Genomic DNA, 15,537 nt, shown 5'->3' with positions numbered 1-15,537 from the left:
CAAAATTCAGAAATAGAAGACTTTGTGTTAGAAAGTGAGGGAGAAAATGGACGTTGTTAGAAGATTAGAACAAGCTGAATACTATGTAGACCTACTATTTAAAATGATTGATGAAGAGAAGTGTCCATTTTATTCTTTGATCATAAAGAAAAAAGCTCGTAAGAAAGATATTGAACGTATACTAAATCTTTGTGAAAAACTGAACGAGCAATATGTAGTGGAGAAAGCAGAAGGGCTTCTTTTGTTCGATGCGCTGTTAGATCAATTTGAAAAAGCGCTTCCACATCAGCTCGAAGTACACGAAACTGCGGAAGCGCTAGCAAAACAAGGTTTATTTAAGCCGCTTATGAATGAATTCTTAAGCATGATTGCGAAAAAATAAATAGATTATTTCTTAACTAACTTTTGATCGGATTCTGTAAAGTTCTCTTCAATATCTTCTAATGATTTCTCAAAAATATCGATAAAGTCTTGTCCGTAAATATTACGCAGGATTGCAATCAGTTCGATATTTTCTGGGAACTTCCCATAAAAATTACGAAGTGCAAGAGCCCCATTAAACACTGAATTATTTTCAGGATCATACTCCTCCATTAAGCGAAGTAGTAATTCTTCCCCTTTGTCTGTAATTTCAATGTACGTATTTCGTTTATCATCTTCCTTTTTTGAGAATACAAGATAGCCGCGTTCTTCCAGCTTTTTCGAGAAGTTAAACGCTGTTGATACGTGCATAACTCCAAACTTAGCAATCTCAGAAATAGAAGCCCCTTTTAAATGATAAGCGATTGTTAAAATATGATGTTCATTAATATTTAAATCGTAAGGTTTAATCCACTGCTGCCAATCTTTCTCTACACATTTCCATAACGCTTTCGATAATTGAGCAATGCGTTGGCTGAAAATCATCGCTTCTTTTACCGAGTAATCTTTTTCTCCACTTTTCATTTACTCACCCACTTTAACATTCTTTTTTCATTACTATCTATTATGCCAGTAAAATAAAAATTAATAAAGTCTTTTTGTGAGAATTGTGAAAATTTTTCGGAAAAATGACATTCTATACAAATCATGCATAACTATGGAAGCGTTTTATGAGTCGTGAATACATACGTTGTCCTTACATGTTAAGTGATAACATATATTGTAAATGCATAAAAACACGGCATATCTATACGATATGCCGTGTCAAGGTCAATTTATATAAAAAATATTTGTTATATGCAAAAAACTAAGCAGGAATTTGTTTACGCTTTTTCTGGAACAGCTTCTTGTAGTTTCTCAATTGACTTTTGGATGTCCAAAATTTCTTTCTCAATATGGCGCTTGTTTTGAGAAATATCTTGCTTCCAGTTAGAAAGTGTATCGTGCATATCGTCTTTTAATTCTTGAAACACTTCTTTACCTTCTGAAGCAGTTTCAACGATTTGACGTTTTAATAATTTCGTATCAGCTGTAATATCAGCTAAAGTCTTTTTAATATCATTTCCTTTTTCTTTTAACTTGCCGCGCATGTCTTTACCAGAAGAAGGAGTTGAGAAAAGAACAGCTAGTCCAGCAACTGCTCCGCCGCAAATAACACCTGTAATAAAGGATTTAGCTTTTGACATAAAAGGAGACCTCCTTATTTTTTGTTCGTATTCATGATGGAAAAAATATGCATATCTTTCTTATATGTGCTATGCACAAACAATCATCCCTGAGCATTTTAAGTGAAGAAACAAGCCATGCGGAATTTGATGACTTCAGGGAAGTGGCTTGTTATGTATTACGCCTTCTTATAGTGTCATTATTTCACACTATTTGCAATTGTACTTGCGATGTTTTGTAAATTTTCCATAGTGTATTCATTTTGATGTGATTTCCAAACAGCACCGAAACCATCTTTTTCACCGTAGCGTGGAATTAAATGAAGGTGGAAGTGGAACACAGTTTGTCCAGCTTTTTCACCGTTATTGTTAAGTAGGTTAAAGCCAACTGGATTAAACTCTGCTTTAATCGCATTTGCGATTTTTGGAACGACAGAAAAAATGTGTGATGCGATTTCTGGCGTTAACGCAAAAATGTCTTGTTTGTGAACTTTCGGAATAACAAGAGTATGTCCTTTTGTTACTTGACTAATATCTAAAAATGCAAGCACATGTTCATCTTCGTATACTTTTGAGCAAGGGATTTGCCCGTCAATGATTTTACAAAAAATACAATTGTCTGCTGTATGATTCATTGATCTCATCCTTTCAAATATCCTTAGCCGTATTTTACCATAATTACATAAGAGAACAAACACGAAAAACAGGAAGCTGACTCAGCTTCCTGTTTTCTGAAGAGGGATTGAAAAAGCATTATCGTAATTTACGTTTCGCAGACACCTCATTTATTTAAGAAATGCACGGTAAATCGGCTAAAGTTTCTGCCGTAGACACCCCATTTTCAAGTGAAATGAATTGCAATCTTTTTTAAAATGAAATTGTTTATTTTTTAAAACAGTATATGCTCTTTCAGAGACACCCCGTTTCGAAAATGAAACAAATGATCTGGTTATGTGTAAATTTCATTGTCCAACTTGGACACCCCATTTCATGATGACTTCACTATGTTGTTGTACTCATCAATTGGTGGTTGCTTTTTCAATGTGTTCCTTCTTCAATAATTATGATGTCCGCTTTCGGAAAAATATATGCTAATAAATTTAAAAAATTTTTTTGAGTACATGGATACTATGTAGTACGGCATAATTTTTGGTAAGATGAATATAGAATGAATACTAATGAAGAAAGTGGTGTCGTATGAGCGAGTTATTGCGTGTAGAAAATGTTACAGGAGGATATACGAAACGACCTGTATTAAAAGACGTTTCGTTCTCTGTTAATAAAGGCGAACTTGTCGGCTTAATCGGTTTAAATGGAGCTGGTAAAAGTACGACGATTAAACATATTATCGGTTTAATGGAACCGAAAAAAGGAACTGTCACAATTAATGGGAAAACAATTCGTGATGATATGACAGCGTACCGTTCCAGCTTTTCATTCATTCCAGAAACGCCGGTATTATATGATGAATTAACGTTAGAAGAGCATTTGAAATTAACAGCTATGGCGTATGGTGTTGATGAAAAACAATATGAAGAACGTGTAGGACAACTACTACAAGAGTTTCGTATGAAAAATCGTTTAAAATGGTTTCCATCTCATTTCTCAAAAGGGATGAAACAAAAAGTAATGATTATGAGCGCATTTTTAGTGGAGCCATCTCTTTACATAGTAGACGAACCTTTCGTTGGATTAGATCCGTTAGCGATTCAATCGCTTCTTCAAATGATGGACCAAATGAAAAAGAGTGGCGCGGGTATTTTAATGAGTACACATATTTTAGCGACGGCAGAGCGTTACTGTGATTCGTTCATTATTTTGCATCAAGGTGAAGTAAGGGCGAAGGGAACGTTATCTGAACTGCAATCACAGTTTCATATGCCAGGTGCAACGTTAGATGATATTTACATCGCGCTAACAAAGGAAGAAGATTATGAATAGCACAGCGTTATGGAAAGAACGATTTCGTCACTTTCTAAAAGAAGTTCGTACATATAGTAAATACGTATTTAATGATCATTTGAAATTTATTTTCGTGTTCATCATCGGTGCGGGAGCGTATTATTACCAGCAATGGTTACAAACGTTAACAACTTCGTTTCCAACTGCGCTCGTAATGGCAGTATTAATTGGACTCGTGTTAACGGCTGGATCCATTCAAACATTATTAAAAGAAGCGGATCTCGTTTACTTACTGCCAGTTGAAGAAAAGTTAAAACCTTACTTCACAAAGGCATTTCTTTTTACATTTATGATTCAGTTATACATAATCGCAATCGTAGCAGCTGCGCTTGCTCCGTTATACTTCCAACAAATGAAGCAAACAGGAGCTGGCTACATATGGATCGTACTCGCATTTGTCATTGTAAAAGCGTGGAATTTATTTGTAGCGTGGGAAAAGTCATTTTTAACAGATCAAAATATACAAAGGGCTGATTGGTTTGTTCGTTTTATCCTAAACGGTTTATTTGTATATTTCCTTGTAGAACGTACTTCAGTTCTTTTCATTGGTGGAATCGTCCTTCTCATGGTTTTATACCTGGCTATCATGCATCAAATGGTAAAGGGAAAGCCGCTAAACTGGGAGTATTTAATTTCTGAAGAAGGTAAGAAGATGATGTTGCTGTACCGCATTGCGAATATGTTCGTTGATGTACCAGCATTAAAAGAGAGAGTAGCACGCAGAAAATGGCTTGATTTCATTCTTTCGATAATCGGCGAAAAGCGTACATATTTATACTTATATACGAGAACGTTTTTAAGATCAGGTAACTATTTTGGATTATATGTGCGTCTGCTCGCTCTTGGAGGAGTTATTTTGTACTTCATTCCATTTTTATACGGGCGATTTATCGTAAGTTTTATTTTCCTATACTTAATCGGTTATCAGCTATTAACTTTATGGAAACATCACCGTATGAAAATTTGGCTTGATTTGTATCCAGTAAAGGTAGATGAAAAGAAGAAAGATTTTCTTACTTTATTAAATGCGATTCTAATCATCGGGAGCGTAATCTTTACAGTTATATTTGCACTAGCAACGAAAGATTTCATGATGACAGGAATTTTACTTATCGTAAGCATATTATTTAGTATCGGTTTCGTTTACCAATACGGGGCGAAGCGCATTGAGCGTTTAAATTGAAAGGAATGAACCTATGATTACATACGAAGAGAAGGTTATAAAAGAATTGGAGCAGTGGAAAGCTACATTCATGAAAGATTCTTCTATGATGACACGGTTCTCCAAAAAAGTGCAGACGAAAGTGCAACAGCTCATTCCGGCGAAAGTACAAAAGGTACTAACAGAGACGATTCGTATGATGGTGCAAACGATCAGCGCCGGGTCAAACTTTATAAAGCCGAAGCTAAAAGAGACGACATGGTCACTGCAAAGACGTGACGATGAAGTGCGTAAAAAAATGGATGAGTACAAAAAAATAGCAGCGGCAGAAGGAGCAGGGACGGGGGCTGGCGGTATTCTCCTCGGTCTTGCTGACTTTCCGCTTTTACTTACAATTAAAATTAAATTTTTATTCGATGCAGCAACGTTGTACGGATTTGATACGAGTAAACAAGAAGAACGTCTTTTTATCCTTCACGTTTTCCAACTCGCCTTTTCAAGTGATGATCATAGAAAAGAAATATGGAAAGCAATTGAAACGTGGGATACAGAAAAAGAAAATCATATGGACTGGGAAAAGTTCCAAACAGAGTACCGAGACTATATTGATTTAGCGAAAATGCTTCAGCTCGTACCAGTAATCGGTGCCCCAGTCGGCGCATATGCGAACTATCAATTGCTGCAAAGACTTGGAGAAGTGACGATGAATTGTTATCGTATGCGATTGCTGAATAGGGATTAAAAAGAAGGCGTCCTACATGTGTAATGTGGGACGCCTTTTCTTAGAAGCCAAGTCCGATATAGTTAACTCCAACTATAATCAATACGATAAAAAGTACAATGATTAATGAAAATCCGCTCTTACCAGCTTGTCCCGCTTCACCGCCGCCATTACCCCCACTACCCCATTACCACCAAGTCCCATACGATATCCTCTTTATTGTTATATATTGCTTTTACTTTATAATTTTCGGTATTTTCCTATAAATACCTTATGTAGTACTAATTAAATTGAAAATCATTTCGTTTTGTTTTATAATTTACTTACCGACCGGTAAGTAAAAATAAGTGAGGTACAGTATGACGAAGAATTTACAAACATCGCAGAACATTGTAGAGGCATCATTTAAACTTATGGCAGAACACGGCATTGAGAAGATGAGTCTTTCCATGATTGCGAAAGAGGTAGGTATTTCAAAACCGGCTATTTACTATCATTTTTCTTCTAAAGAAGCGTTAGTTGATTTTTTATTTGAAGAGATTTTTTCTGATTATCATTTCGCAAATTACTTCGATGAAGAGCAGTATACGAAAGAAAACTTTGCAGAAAAGCTAATCACAGATGGTTTACATATGCTCTCTGAGTATGAAGGGCAAGAAGGAATACTACGCGTTATCAATGAATTTATCGTAACTGCATCGCGAAATGAAAAGTACCAGAAACGTTTATTTGAAATACAAGAGGATTTCTTACATGGTTTCCACGATTTATTGAAGAAAGGCGCGAGACTGGGCGTTGTGTTACAACATGAAACGGAAGAAAATGCTCATACGCTAGCACTCGTGATCGATAATATGAGCAACTATATGCTCATGGGATTCCAGTTAAAGTATAAAGAAATTTGGATTCGAAATGTGAAAAACGTAATGAAGGAGGAGTAAAAATGAAAATGCAAAAAAACTGGTGGCTCGGTTTTCTTGGATTTATTGGGGTTTATAAAATACCAGGTATGATTGAAGCTTTTCAAGCGGATGGAAATTGGATGAAGTTAATCGGTTTCATTTGGCTACTTTGGTTCGGATATTTTATTCCTGAGAAGAAAGAAGATTGAATTTCAATTTTCTGTAAAGTTACGTAAAATATAGATTAAGAGTATTCATATATTAGATTACTAGATTTGGAGTGGTTACATGGAGCCATTGAAAAATGAAATTCACCCTGACATGGTCAAGGTGTGGAAAGTTCGTGCTGTAATTGAAGAAGGGATCGGTATTCTCGTCATTTTAGCTTACCTTTTCCTCATGATAAAGTTTGATTGGTGGGCATGGATTTTGTATGTGATGATTGGGCTAACAGTTGTGTTCGCACCATTTTCGTACTTCTTATTCCCGAAACTACGTCAACGTTATTACAGTTATCAATTAAATGAAGAAGAGCTTGAAATTCAGCACGGTCTTTTCGTCGTAAAGCGCGTATTAGTACCGATGATTCGTGTGCAGCACGTGACAATTGAACAAGGACCGATTATGAGAAAATATGACTTAGCAGAATTACATATTTCTACAGCGGCAACTTCTCACAGCATCCCAGGCTTAACGATGTATGAAGCAGAAATGTTGAAAACAAAAATCGCAGAATTAGCGAAAGTGAGTGATGAGGATGTATAAGAGGCAGCATCCAATCACGATGTTATTGGAATTAAAAATAAGAGATTTTATACCACTCTTTATTTTCATGTTTAGCTTAAATGGAAAATTCCCGTTTTGGTACTTAATTCCCGCTGCATTTGGTTTACTCACTGTCTTTTCAGCGTTTGAAAAATGGTATTACACAACATACTGGGTTGAAAATAACGTATTACATGTGAAGCAAGGTCTCTTTGTGAAAAAGGAGAGCTACTTAAATAAAGAACGTGTTCAAACAATCAATACAAGCTCTAACGTGTTATATCAAATGCTTGGCTTAAAGAAAATCCAAATTGAAACAGCTGGTGGGGGCGATGATGCGGAGGTTAGCTTAGCCGGTATTACAGTAGAAGAGGCAACTGAGCTTATTGCTTTGCTAAATGAGCCAACTCCAGAAGTGAAAGCAGAAGGAACGCTAGACGAAAAAACGGAACATGAAGTAGAAAAAGAAATCGTTACAGAAGAAAAACAAACGACAGAATATAAATTGACTTGGAAAGAAATTTTACTAGCCTCTGTTACATCGGGGCAGTTTGGACTATTATTCTCGTTAATCTTTTTCGTGTATCACCAAGTACAGGAGTACATTCCGAAATGGATAGAGAATAGCGTAAAGTCATATGTAATGGAGTATGATATATATGGCTGGATTTTCATGGTAGCTATTTTGCTCGTCCTTTCGTGGATTATATCTACAATCGGTTATGCGCTAAAACATGGAGATTTCACAGTGAATCGAAGAAATGATGAAGTCCGCATTTCGCAAGGATTACTTGAGAAAAAAGAACTCGTACTAAAATTGCACCGTATTCAAGGTATTACCATAAAAGAAAGTATTTTACGTCAGCCATTCGGCTATTGTGCTGTGCAAGTAGAAGTGATTCAAAGTAAGGGAACGGATGATGAAAAAGAAAAAGTTACACTGCATCCAATCATTCGAAAAGATCGAGTACAACAGTTACTCGCGCATTTACAACTACCATACGAACTGGATACAAATATTATTTCATTACCAAAAGCAGCATTACGCCGCTATCTCATTGATAGTTTAATCTTTTTCGCTATGCTCGCAATCCCGCTTACTGGAATAAGCATATACTTTGAAAAGTATTACATCATGTGGGCATTACTACCGCTCGCAATCCTTATCTTTACACTTGGCTACGCAACATTTAAAACAAATGGTTACAGTGTTAACGGAGAACAAATTACACTTGTCTATCGTAGCGTCGGAAAATATACAGGACTTATTAGAAGAAGACACGTCCAATCAATGGAGAAGACACAATCATATTTCCAGCGCCGTGCGGATTTATGTACGTATAAGTTTTCGAGTGCATCATCTAGTTACAAAATAGAGCATACGAGAGTAGAAGATGCGGAGAGAATGCAGGATTGGTATAAGAAGAAAATAAATGAGAAATAACCAGAGAGAGCTTGCCTATTATGAAGGGCAAGCTTTCTCTGGTTATAGGGAAAAGAGTGGTTTAATCCATATATCAGTACAACTACAGCACACATGTACCAATACGTATGAAAAAAGGTAATATGCTTCTGTTTTAGGAAAATATGTGGGATTTTTGATATAAATGGTATAATAAAATGGAAATAGTATTAGGAGGTTATATATGATAAGTCAGTTGAAAAGAGAAGCACTTGATGCATTAAAAGGAAGATGGGGATTAGCGGTAGGGGCAACCTTATTAATTGGAATCCTTATTGGCGTTGTTGAAATGCTAACAACAGGTATTTTCTCGATATTTTGGGGTTGGGAAGAAGCAAGTGATTCATTTACAGTAAGTATTATTGTAATGCTTGTTATAGGTCCATTAACAATAGGTGCCTATTATCTTGTTTTAAATGCAATTCGTGGGACTGATGCTAGCATTGGTCATATATTTAGATGGTTTAGCGATGGAAGTAAGTTGATGAAGTCGTTTTTAACATATTTACTAATGTATGTATACTTGACTCTATGGACATTACTTCTTATTATCCCAGGTATTATTAAATCATTTTCTTATTCTATGACATATTTTATTTTGAATGATCATCCAGAATATACAGCGAATCAAGCGATTACTGAGAGTCGTCATATGATGAATGGACATAAAATGGATTACTTTTTACTATGCTTAAGTTTCTTAGGGTGGTTCATTTTAAGTATTCTTACTGTAGGAATTGGTTTCTTATGGTTAGTACCTTATTTCTACTCGACATCGGCAGCATTTTATGAAGAGATTTCAAAAGAATATTATAAAAAAGTGAGCACTACTTTCTAATAAAACATATAAACCACCTGTTCCCTATATTCTTTAGGGGATAGGTGGTTTTCTTTTTTGAGGAATTCGTCTAATAAATAGGTATAATTCTTTTTAGGAAAAATAAAAGGAGTAACAGAAATGAAATATACTTATCTATGTTGCGGATATAAAGTGAAACTTTAATCAGTGGGGATTTTGTTCATTCCCTACTAATTATTAGTTCTCACCAATCGGGCATTTATGGGCAGCCCGCCCCCGCCTAACTCCTTTGTTCTAGCTGAATTTTGAGGTGGGAGTTTTACTGCCCGTTAATGCGGGGTAAAACATTAGAAGAAGAACCACCAGGTACATATGAAATTTGTAATATATGTTATTGGGAAGATGATCCGGTTCAATTTGAAAATCATGACTATGAAGGTGGGGCAAATGAAGTCTCGTTAAGGCAAGCACAGAAAAATTTTATTGCATATGGTGCTTGCGAGGAATGTTTTATTGGATCAGTTAGAAAACCGACTAGTGAAGGATGCTAGTTGGCAGCGAATTTGTTAAGTAAAATGTTATTACTCAATTCAATGGGGGTAATAACATTTTTTATTTAGTGCTGAAAGAATTACTGCCGTCTTAAAGTAATAAGAAGGACTAAATCGGTAAATTTTATTAATGGATATATTTTCGATAAATACAAAAGTATAGATGTATAGTCAACTTTGTGTATTTAATGTTATCATATTGAATGATATGGAAATTTTTAATAGAATAAGTAACTAAAAATTCAAAGGTAATGCAGCTTTTGTTGTATAAAGAAAATACTTAGTAGTAATCAACAATATTAAAAATAAGATTCGTATTTATATAAATTTAGTAGAAATGGGGTTTTAAAAAGGAATGAGTATAAGCATAACGCGGCAAAAGATTTTAGCAGCTGCTTCTCAAATTGTACAATGTAAAGGGGTTGCTAAATTAACCTTAGAAGCAGTGGCAAAAGAGGCGGGTTTAAGTAAAGGTGGATTATTGTATCACTTTTCAAATAAAGAAGCTTTAATAGAAGGTATGATAGTCAGAGGGGTAGAGGATTATGAAGGGGCCATTTACAATAAAGTAGCGGAAGACTCAGAGAGGAAAGGGAGATGGGTTCGCTCTTTTGTAGAGGAAAGATTAAGTAATGAGAGAAGAACAGAAGAGTTGTCTAGCAGTATGATGGCAGCACTCATGTTAAAACCTGAATTACTTGAGCCGTTACAACAATCATTTCAGCAACTGCAAAAGAATATAGAAAATGATGAGATAGATTCAGTTTGTGCAACAATTATTAGATTAGCAGCAGATGGATTATGGTATTCGGAATATTTAGGGGTTGGAAGACTAAGGCCAGAGTTAAGAGAAAAAGTGATTCAAGCTCTTATTAGTAATTCATATAAATAGAATATACGAACTATATAATTTTAAAATAATTCACCATTGCTTCTTTAATGTAGTGGTGAATTATTTTTTTTATTAGAAAAATAGAACAATTTTATAGAGTATTGAATTATAACCGTCCAGACGGTATAGTAATATTTGGTTTAAGAGGAAAATGAAACAAAAAAAGAATAAAAGATATTTTTAGCACACTATTCGAAAGGATAGGCCGCAAAGCTTAGAGTCTACGGTAATACATATTGGTTACTAAGATCGTCTGGTTGCACATTTTTGATGCAACCGGACGATCTTTTTTTGTTATATAAATATAAAAATTTAGGAGGGAACTATGCAAATGAAAAGTACTAAAAGGCACATTTCAATGGTTTCATTAGTTTTTCTAGTATTATTTTCAGTGCTGAATGTATGGGCTCCAGTTATTCAAGCTGCTGTGATGAAAAGTCCAGTGGACGAAATTAATATTTCCCGTACTGATGGCACGACATCTGAACCGTATCAAGCCTCAGATGGAATGAAAGTAGAAGTGAAGTGGTCAGCTAAAGAAAAAATAAAAAGTGGAGATCAGTTCACAATTGATATGCCAAAAGAGTTTCGAAAAGACCTTATGAATATGAGTTTTCCCTTAAAAGATGCTGAAGGAAAAACAGTTGGTACATGTGAGATGAAAAAGGGTTTATTAACATGTACTATGGGTGATTACGTAGAAGGAAAGAATAACATTAAAGGTTCTTTATTCGTAGAATTCTACTTTGGTCTAGAAGCATATGATGGTGTTAAAGAAATTCCATTAGAATTTAACGTTGATGGTCAAATCGTCAATAAAGAAGTAAGTGTAAATAATACGACAGAGAGACCGAAGCCACAGCCCAATACGGAAAATTTATTGAAATGGGGTTCTTATAATCAAGAAGATCCTTCAATTGCTGATTGGCTTGTATATGTAAATGCAACTGGAACAGAAATGCAAGATCTTAAATTAACAGATACATTAGGACCTGGGCATGAGTTAATTACAGACAGCGTAGTATTAGAAGAGGCTGTATTTGAAGATGGTTATGCACCAACAAATATTAAGCCAGCAGATTTATCTAACATTAAAATTAATGCAACAAAGACTGGATTTACAATTGAATTTCCAGACAGTTCAAAAGGCTATATTTTGAGATATAAAACAAAGGTTACAAATCCTGCTGCAAAGCCTCATAAAAATACTGTGAAATTAGAAGGTAAAAATATTGTAACTGAAGAAAAAGTAGGACAAGTATTTGTAAGTGGTGGGGGAGGATCCGGTTCAGGTGACGATAATCCACCTAGTATTGAAAAAAATATAGTTGATGAGAATGGCAAGCTTGTAGAGAATGAGCAGCTAACACAAATGGATCAAGTTATTCAATACCAAGTTGGTACACATATACCAAAAGATCCTCTTAAATACACATCAATGGTAATTAGTGATGATTTAGAAGATGTTTTAGAAGTATTAGAGGCAAAAGTGTATGATCAAAATGGCCAAGATATTACATCTAAAGGAACGTTAAATATAGATAAACAAAGAAGTGAAGTAACATTTACGTTTGGTGAGAATTTTGACTATAAGTCATATGAAGACCAGATAATTAATCTCAGTATCAAGGCGAAAATTAAAAATGATGCAGACTTATCTTCTTACGTAGATAAGAAGATTCCTAATAAAGCGGAATTACATTTTGATGATAAAACATTAACATCAAAAGAAGTAACTATTACGCCGCCTGAAGCTCCAAAAGATGGTACAGTATCGATTCATAAAATAGATTCTGAGAATCCGAACAAAGGGTTAAAAGGTGCCGAATTTGAAGTTCGAAATAGTGCAAATGAAGTTGTTGCAAAACTGAAAACGGACGAAAAAGGTTTTTCAGTACCTCAAACTTTAGCTCCTGGGACGTATAAAGTTTATGAAACAGTAGCACCAGAAGGATATCAAAAATTAACAAGCCCAGTAGAGGTTACACTTCAAGCTGGAGAAACAAAAACAATTGAAATTAAAAATACTATGCAAAAGGGTCAAATTGAAGTAAAGAAAATTGATTCGGAAAATGGTGAAAAACCATTAGCAAATGCAGAGTTTGATATAGTAAAAGACGGTGTAGTAGTCGAACATATTGTTACAGATAAAGATGGTAAGGCAACTTCTAAACCGTTAGCACTAGGAAAATATATTTTAAAAGAAACGAAAGCGCCTGAAGGCTACCAATTAAAAGAAATAGAGTTCGAAGTAAATGTAACAGGGGACGGCATATTTCCAATACAAGTGGAAAATGCAATGGTAGACAAAGGTAATATAGAAATTACAAAAGTGGACAAAGAAAACGGGGCAGTATTAGCGGGTGTCGAATTTGAAGTCCAAGATGAGAAAGATGGAGTAGTAAGAAAAGTAGTAACAGATAAAGATGGAAAAGCAAACGTTTCAGATTTATCAGTAGGAAAGTACAAATTAGTAGAGACGAAAAGCTTACCGGGTTATAAAAAGCTAACAGAACCAGTACCATTTGAAATAAAAAAAGGTATGACAAAAGCTTTAGCAATAAAAGTAGAAAATGAGCAGTTAGACAAAGGCTCAGTAGAAATTACAAAAATAGATAAAGATAGTCAAAAAGTATTAGAAGGCGTAGTCTTCGAAGTGCAAGATGAGCAAGGCAAAGTAGTAACAGAAGTAAAAACAGATAAAGATGGTAAAGCAAAAATCTCTGATTTATCAGTAGGGAAGTACAAATTAGTAGAGACGAAAAGTTTACCAGGCTACAAAAAGCTAACAGATTCAGTATCATTCGAAATTACAAAAGGTATGACAACGGTCCTATCGTTGAAAGTAGAAAATGAACAGTTAGATAAAGGTTCAGTAGAAATTACAAAAGTAGATAAAGACAGCAAAAAAGTATTAAAAGGCGTAGTCTTTGAAGTGCAAGATGAAGCTGGAACAGTAGTAAAGGAAGTAAAAACAGATAAAGATGGTAAAGCAAAAATCTCAGATCTATCAGTAGGAAAGTACAAATTAGTAGAGAAAGAAAGTTTACCAGGCTATAAGAAATTAACAGATCCAGTATCATTTGAAATAAAAAAAGGCATGACCGAAGTTCTATCATTAAAAATAGAAAATGAAATGGTAGATACGGGAAATATAGAAATTACAAAGATAGATAAAGATAATAAAGCACCGTTAGCGGGAGTAACATTCATCGTCCAAGATGAAAAGGGTAATGAAGTTACAAAAGTAACGACAGATAAAGATGGAAAAGCAAATGTTTCAGATTTACCTGTAGGAAAGTATGAATTAGTAGAGGTAGAAAGTTTACCTGGTTATAAAAAGTTAGAAAAACCAATATCATTTGAAATAAAAAAAGGCATGACCGAAGTCCTATCATTAAAAGTAGAAAATGAAATGGTGGATACAGGGAATGTAGAGATAACAAAAATAGATAAAGATAGTAAAGCTCCATTAGAAAATGTTGTATTTGAAGTACGTGATTTAAAAGGAAAAGTAGTTGCGAAAGTAAAAACGGATAAAGAAGGAAAAGCAAACGTTTCAGATTTATCTATCGGGAAGTATGAGTTGGTAGAAGTAGAAACACCGGCAGGATACAAACCACTAGAAAAGCCAATTTCATTCGAAATTGAAAAGGGTAGAGTAACAGCGCTAAAGCTAACAGTAGAAAATGAATTAGTGGATACAGGAAATGTAGAAATTACAAAAGTAGACAAAGAAACGAAAGATGCTTTAGCTGATGCAGTCTTTGAAATTCAAGATGAAGCAGGACAAGTAGTCGCTAAAATAACGACAGATAAAAAAGGACAAGCACAAGCTACTAATTTATCAGTTGGCACATACAAGTTAGTAGAAGTAAAAGCACCAAAAGGATATAAACAATTAGTAGATCCGATTACTTTCCAAATTGAAAAAGGCATGACAAAATCTCTTGCTTTAACAGTAGAAAATGAAATGTTAGACAAGGGAAATGTAGAAATCACAAAAGTAGATAAAGATAGTCAAAAAGTATTAGCAGGTGTAGTCTTCGAAGTACAAGACGAACAAGGCAAAGTAGTAACAGAAGTAACGACAGATAAAGAAGGAAAAGCAACAATTTCAGATTTATCAGTAGGAAAGTATAAATTAGTAGAAAAAGAAAGCTTACCAGGCTACAAAAAATTAACAGAACCAGTATCGTTTGAAATTAAAAAAGGTATGACGAAAGTTTTATCATTGAAAGTAGAGAACGAACAGTTAGACAAAGGTTCAGTAGAGATTACAAAAGTGGACAAAGAAAGTGGCGCAGTATTAGCGGGCGTAACATTCGAAGTGCAAGATGAAAAAGATAAAGTAGTAACGAAAGTAACAACAGATAAAGAAGGAAAAACAACAATTTCAGATTTATCAGTAGGAAAATATAAGCTAGTAGAGGTAGAAAGCTTACCAGGATATAAAAAACTAGCGAAACCAGTATCATTCGAAATCAAAAAAGGTATGACAGAAGTCTTATCACTAAAAGTAGAGAATGAACTAGTAGACAAAGGCTCAGTAGAAATCACAAAAGTAGATAAAGATAGTCAAAAAGTATTAGAAGGCGTAGTCTTCGAAGTACAAGACGAACAAGGCAAAGTAGTAACGGAAGTAAAAACAGATAAAAATGGTAAAGCAAAAATCTCAGACTTATCTGTAGGAAAGTACAAATTAGTAGAGAAAGAAAGCTTACCAGGCTACAAA

General features: G+C 34.7%; 14 protein-coding genes, 2 pseudogenes and 1 riboswitch. Of the genes and pseudogenes, 12 read left to right on the top strand and 4 right to left on the bottom strand.

Features of this window, described 5'->3' with window-relative positions:
• Positions 1-46: 46 nt before the first annotated feature.
• On the top strand, positions 47-382 hold the full coding sequence (locus tag MR143_RS26125) for a DUF1878 family protein (RefSeq protein WP_000383655.1): 336 nt from the start codon (positions 47-49) through the stop codon (positions 380-382).
• 5 nt (positions 383-387) lie between these two features.
• Here the strand turns inward: MR143_RS26125 and MR143_RS26120 are convergent, their stop codons facing one another.
• The 3 genes from MR143_RS26120 to MR143_RS26110 form a co-directional block, all read right to left on the bottom strand.
• A complete protein-coding gene (locus MR143_RS26120; protein WP_000834924.1) occupies positions 388-945 on the bottom strand; it encodes an HTH-type transcriptional regulator Hpr in 558 nt (185 codons plus the stop codon).
• A gap of 299 nt (positions 946-1,244) precedes the next feature.
• Positions 1,245-1,607 (bottom strand): YtxH domain-containing protein, encoded by a 363-nt coding sequence (locus MR143_RS26115; RefSeq protein WP_000030300.1) that lies wholly within the window; start codon positions 1,605-1,607, stop codon positions 1,245-1,247.
• Positions 1,608-1,786: 179 nt separating this feature from the next.
• Complete coding sequence (locus MR143_RS26110; RefSeq protein WP_001016835.1) at positions 1,787-2,221, bottom strand: HIT family protein; 435 nt, start codon at positions 2,219-2,221, stop codon at positions 1,787-1,789.
• Between the two features lie 562 nt (positions 2,222-2,783).
• Here MR143_RS26110 and ecsA point away from each other — a divergent pair.
• From ecsA to ecsC, 3 genes are read left to right on the top strand one after another with little or no spacing between them, the layout of a single operon-like run.
• Positions 2,784-3,527 (top strand): ABC transporter ATP-binding protein EcsA, encoded by a 744-nt coding sequence (gene ecsA, locus MR143_RS26105; RefSeq protein WP_001292602.1) that lies wholly within the window; start codon positions 2,784-2,786, stop codon positions 3,525-3,527.
• Positions 3,520-4,731: an ABC transporter permease EcsB gene (ecsB, locus tag MR143_RS26100; RefSeq protein ID WP_199717865.1), complete on the top strand. Its 1,212-nt coding sequence runs from the start codon at positions 3,520-3,522 to the stop codon at positions 4,729-4,731. Before ecsA ends, ecsB begins: the two co-directional genes overlap by 8 nt.
• Positions 4,732-4,744: 13 nt before the next feature.
• Positions 4,745-5,452, top strand: a complete 708-nt coding sequence (ecsC, locus tag MR143_RS26095) for an ecs operon protein EcsC (RefSeq protein WP_000634142.1) — start codon at positions 4,745-4,747, stop codon at positions 5,450-5,452.
• 40 nt (positions 5,453-5,492) lie between these two features.
• Here ecsC and MR143_RS26090 read toward each other — a convergent pair.
• A pseudogene (locus MR143_RS26090) lies at positions 5,493-5,635 on the bottom strand (YjcZ family sporulation protein).
• Between the two features lie 155 nt (positions 5,636-5,790).
• Between MR143_RS26090 and MR143_RS26085 the strand changes: the two are divergent.
• The 8 genes and pseudogenes from MR143_RS26085 to MR143_RS26050 form a co-directional block, all read left to right on the top strand.
• A complete protein-coding gene (locus MR143_RS26085; protein ID WP_061883865.1) occupies positions 5,791-6,372 on the top strand; it encodes a TetR/AcrR family transcriptional regulator in 582 nt (193 codons plus the stop codon).
• Between the two features lie 2 nt (positions 6,373-6,374).
• The gene (locus MR143_RS26080; protein ID WP_000783813.1) at positions 6,375-6,542 is read left to right on the top strand and encodes a hypothetical protein; all 168 of its coding nucleotides are present in this window, start codon (positions 6,375-6,377) and stop codon (positions 6,540-6,542) included.
• 79 nt (positions 6,543-6,621) lie between these two features.
• Entirely contained in the window at positions 6,622-7,098 is a 477-nt protein-coding gene (locus tag MR143_RS26075; protein WP_000433536.1) for a PH domain-containing protein, read from the top strand.
• Positions 7,091-8,542: a PH domain-containing protein gene (locus MR143_RS26070; RefSeq protein WP_000278176.1), complete on the top strand. Its 1,452-nt coding sequence runs from the start codon at positions 7,091-7,093 to the stop codon at positions 8,540-8,542. The genes MR143_RS26075 and MR143_RS26070 overlap by 8 nt, the downstream gene beginning before the upstream one ends.
• 202 nt (positions 8,543-8,744) lie before the next feature.
• Positions 8,745-9,398: a DUF975 family protein gene (locus MR143_RS26065; RefSeq protein ID WP_000625406.1), complete on the top strand. Its 654-nt coding sequence runs from the start codon at positions 8,745-8,747 to the stop codon at positions 9,396-9,398.
• Between the two features lie 293 nt (positions 9,399-9,691).
• Positions 9,692-9,929 (top strand): annotated as a pseudogene (locus MR143_RS26060) (CPCC family cysteine-rich protein).
• Positions 9,930-10,265: 336 nt separating this feature from the next.
• On the top strand, positions 10,266-10,802 hold the full coding sequence (locus MR143_RS26055) for a TetR/AcrR family transcriptional regulator (RefSeq protein ID WP_000028009.1): 537 nt from the start codon (positions 10,266-10,268) through the stop codon (positions 10,800-10,802).
• 172 nt (positions 10,803-10,974) lie between these two features.
• A riboswitch (cyclic di-GMP riboswitch) is annotated at positions 10,975-11,067 on the top strand.
• Between the two features lie 60 nt (positions 11,068-11,127).
• Positions 11,128-15,537, top strand: a 4,410-nt coding sequence (locus tag MR143_RS26050; protein ID WP_242281077.1) for a SpaA isopeptide-forming pilin-related protein, incomplete at its 3' end; no start/stop codon positions are given.

Source organism: Bacillus cereus group sp. BfR-BA-01347 (genome assembly GCF_022663835.1).
Lineage (GTDB): Bacteria > Bacillota > Bacilli > Bacillales > Bacillaceae_G > Bacillus_A > Bacillus_A thuringiensis_K.
Note: the sequence above shows the minus strand (reverse complement) of the source record. Positions and strands in the feature narration are given on the sequence as shown.

Excerpts from the sequence above, each read along its gene's own strand:
- MR143_RS26055 (WP_000028009.1), top strand. The coding sequence starts at position 10,266 with ATGAGTATAAGCATAACGCGGCAAAAGATTTTAGCAGCTGCTTCTCAA.
- ecsC (WP_000634142.1), top strand. The coding sequence starts at position 4,745 with ATGATTACATACGAAGAGAAGGTTATAAAAGAATTGGAGCAGTGGAAA.
- MR143_RS26115 (WP_000030300.1), bottom strand. The coding sequence starts at position 1,607 with ATGTCAAAAGCTAAATCCTTTATTACAGGTGTTATTTGCGGCGGAGCA.
- MR143_RS26075 (WP_000433536.1), top strand. The coding sequence starts at position 6,622 with ATGGAGCCATTGAAAAATGAAATTCACCCTGACATGGTCAAGGTGTGG.
- ecsB (WP_199717865.1), top strand. The coding sequence starts at position 3,520 with ATGAATAGCACAGCGTTATGGAAAGAACGATTTCGTCACTTTCTAAAA.
- MR143_RS26080 (WP_000783813.1), top strand. The coding sequence starts at position 6,375 with ATGAAAATGCAAAAAAACTGGTGGCTCGGTTTTCTTGGATTTATTGGG.
- MR143_RS26120 (WP_000834924.1), bottom strand. The coding sequence starts at position 945 with ATGAAAAGTGGAGAAAAAGATTACTCGGTAAAAGAAGCGATGATTTTC.
- MR143_RS26065 (WP_000625406.1), top strand. The coding sequence starts at position 8,745 with ATGATAAGTCAGTTGAAAAGAGAAGCACTTGATGCATTAAAAGGAAGA.
- MR143_RS26085 (WP_061883865.1), top strand. The coding sequence starts at position 5,791 with ATGACGAAGAATTTACAAACATCGCAGAACATTGTAGAGGCATCATTT.
- MR143_RS26110 (WP_001016835.1), bottom strand. The coding sequence starts at position 2,221 with ATGAATCATACAGCAGACAATTGTATTTTTTGTAAAATCATTGACGGG.
- MR143_RS26070 (WP_000278176.1), top strand. The coding sequence starts at position 7,091 with ATGTATAAGAGGCAGCATCCAATCACGATGTTATTGGAATTAAAAATA.
- MR143_RS26125 (WP_000383655.1), top strand. The coding sequence starts at position 47 with ATGGACGTTGTTAGAAGATTAGAACAAGCTGAATACTATGTAGACCTA.
- ecsA (WP_001292602.1), top strand. The coding sequence starts at position 2,784 with ATGAGCGAGTTATTGCGTGTAGAAAATGTTACAGGAGGATATACGAAA.